2 protein-coding genes are annotated in these 2,989 nt (G+C 39.3%); one reads left to right on the forward strand and one right to left on the reverse strand.

Annotation, left to right across the window (positions count from 1 at the left end; genetic code table 11):
- A partial coding sequence (locus CWC17_RS18115) for a GntR family transcriptional regulator (protein ID WP_138614469.1) occupies positions 1-713 on the reverse strand: 713 nt, incomplete at its 3' end.
- A gap of 265 nt (positions 714-978) precedes the next feature.
- On the opposite strand from CWC17_RS18115, the gene rsmF reads away from it, so the two are divergent.
- Entirely contained in the window at positions 979-2,430 is a 1,452-nt protein-coding gene (gene rsmF, locus CWC17_RS18120) for a 16S rRNA (cytosine(1407)-C(5))-methyltransferase RsmF (RefSeq protein WP_138614472.1), read from the forward strand.
- The last annotated feature ends 559 nt before the right edge of the window (positions 2,431-2,989 follow it).

The following is a 2,989-nucleotide window of genomic DNA, read 5'->3' on the forward strand; positions in this document are numbered from 1 at the left end:
TAGCTTTTAGCTTTTAGCAAAGTGTTTGTTTGCTTATTCAGCAAATCAAATTTGGTTTGAATATTAGCTTGCGATGCACTAATGTGGCGTTTCATCAGCATTTCAGCAAGTTCACCATCGTGATTTTCTATTGCGTTTATAATGGCCAAATGCTCGTCAAACGCTTTAGATACGCGCGGCCCCACCATACCCATTTGCACACGGTACATACGTATTAACTGGTAAAGCCCATTGCACAACAAATGGATAAGGTGCGCGTTTTTACTGCCTTTAATAATGCGATAGTGAAAGTCTAAATCGCCCGCTTCTTGATAGTACGACTCGCCCTCTTTAACGCGTTGAGTTTGCAAATGTTGATTAAGTAATTGCTTTAAACCTTTAACCTCATCGGGTTCCATATTGTCGGCAGCAAGCCTACATGCTAAACCCTCTAGAGAACTGCGTACTTGATAAACCTCAATTAAACGCTCTGCAGTGAGTGCCACTACACGGCAGCCCACGTTTGCTTTACGCTCTACTAAGTAACAGCTTTCTAAGCGATTAAGTGCTTCTCTAAGCGTGGCACGGCTTACACCGTAACGCTTAGCAAGCTCTGGCTCTGAAATTTTGCTGCCTTGCTCTATGCTGCCCTCTACTATTTCACGGCGCATATCTACAAACACTTGATCAGAAGCTGTAGTAATTGGTGTATCGATTAAAAAAGGTTGCGTCATGGCTTTATAAATAAATTGTCGACAATTAATGAGCTAACTATGTGCTTAATAAAAAAACATGTCAACCCCAAATAAGTTAAAAAGGAGTAAAAAACACACATATTGTCGACACAGTTAATCTTAAGTCGTATAAAACTGTTTTAAAATTAAACTAAAAACGTAATATGTCGACATGCTAGCAAATTATAAAACCACTATTTAACGCTGAAAAAACACTTTAAAAGTGCTAATATCACGCTTTATTTTTTAATGTACGAGCCACTGCGTGAACGCTAACACTTATATTCCTGAGCACTTTATTGATGACGTAAAAACCTATTTACCTGCTCACCTCAATTTAGACGACTTTATAAACGCGTGTCGTCGCCCGCTCAGAAAGTCTATTCGTGTAAATACATTAAAAATTTCGATTAAAGAATTTTTAAAGCGCGCAGAACAAAAAAACTGGCAACTTACCCCTATACCTTGGTGTAGCGAGGGTTTTTGGCTAGAGCGCCCAAGCGATGAAGAGCAAAATTTAGCACTGGGCAATACCGACCTACACCTAAGCGGTGCCATGTACGTGCAAGAGGCAAGCTCAATGCTACCGCCTATGGCACTTAAGAAAAGTATTGAAAACGCAGACGAAAATAATAACTATGTGCTAGATATGGCATCAGCCCCTGGCTCTAAAACCTCGCAACTTGCCGCACTCATGAATAACCAAGGCGTACTGGTTGCCAACGAACTTTCGTCGTCTCGCTTAAAAGTACTGAGCGCAACGCTTAAACGTATGGGTGTAGGTAACTGTGCGCTTTCGCATTTTGATGGTGTTATATTTGGTAACTACATGTTTGAATGCTTTGATAGCATTTTGCTCGACGCGCCTTGCTCAGGTGAAGGAACAGTACGAAAAGATGCCGACGCACTTAAAAATTGGTCAATAGAATCAAATATTGAAATTGCTCAAGTACAAAAAGACTTAATTAAAAGCGCCTTTTACGCATTAAAACCAGGCGGTACGCTGGTGTATTCAACCTGTACGCTCACCCCGCTCGAAAACCAACAAGTATGTGATTATTTACTTAGTGAATTTGGCGACTACATTGAGCCACAAGCGCTTAGTAATTTATTTGAAGGCGCAGAAAAAGCCACCACCGCCGAGGGCTACTTACATGTATGGCCACAAACGTACGACAGTGAAGGCTTTTTTATTGCCAAATTTAAAAAACGAGCAAGCTGCAATAACCCAACCCAAACGGTTAAAAAAGGTGCGTTTCCGTTTAACGAGTTTGATAAAAAGCAGACCACGTTATTTATGAGCGAACTTAAAAAGCAGTTTGGTTTAAAAGCGCTGCCAGGTAAATTAATGCAACGCGATAAAGAACTATGGTTATTTCCTAATGGATTTGGAGCCGTGCAAAATAAAATTAAATACGCACGTTTAGGTATTCAGCTGGGGATTATTCATAAAAATGGCGTAAGGCTTACTCACGAATTTGCAACCGTGTTTGGTAATGAATGCAAAAGCAATAACTATGCTTTAACAAACGAGCAAGCAAATGACTATTTTAACGGTAAAGATGTACGCCTTGAAGACGTTACAAAAGCCACCGGCGAAGTAATATTAACTTTGTGTGGCTGCCCTATAGGGCTGGGTAAATGGCAAAAAAATAAAATAAAAAACTCTTTGCCTCGCGATCTTGTGCAAAATACGCAGTTAATAAGCTGGGCATAAAACAAGCAATACATTAGTTAACCTGTGCACAACTCCATTAAGCCTTTGTTATTATTTTGGGTTAATAAACAAACAAAATTTAGAGTTTTACAGGTTAGTTAACTACACTAGAATGTACTTTCTTCTTCTCCCTAAGAATTACGAAAGTGTATTTAGTTAGCGCAAGGCTCAACTAAGAGCCATTTATAGCCCAGAGCTATTTACAATGGCTCTGGGCGTTTTCATACAACTAGGTAAAGTGATTTTTAAATAGACTGCACATGTTCTTTTCGCGTTTCTAACATAAGTAAACTATACGCTTACAAGTACATACCAAACCTTCCTTTGTAGACGCGCAGCTTGCTGGCGTTTAAAAGCAACGCTTTTACATACCTATAAATAAAGCGCCAACAAGCAAGGCGCCTACAGTAAAATTATTCACAAAGAGGTTTAGAGACGCTGCGCTTAAGAGAAGTGATCTAGTGGCTAAGTAAATAAACCTTCATTGGTGTATTTATGTCTACTCATTTACTCCTCATTTTCTTCTCTTTGTGCAATTTTTTTAGGTAATTTTTCACAA

The organism is Pseudoalteromonas sp. S3785, from assembly GCF_005887365.1.
GTDB lineage: Bacteria > Pseudomonadota > Gammaproteobacteria > Enterobacterales > Alteromonadaceae > Pseudoalteromonas.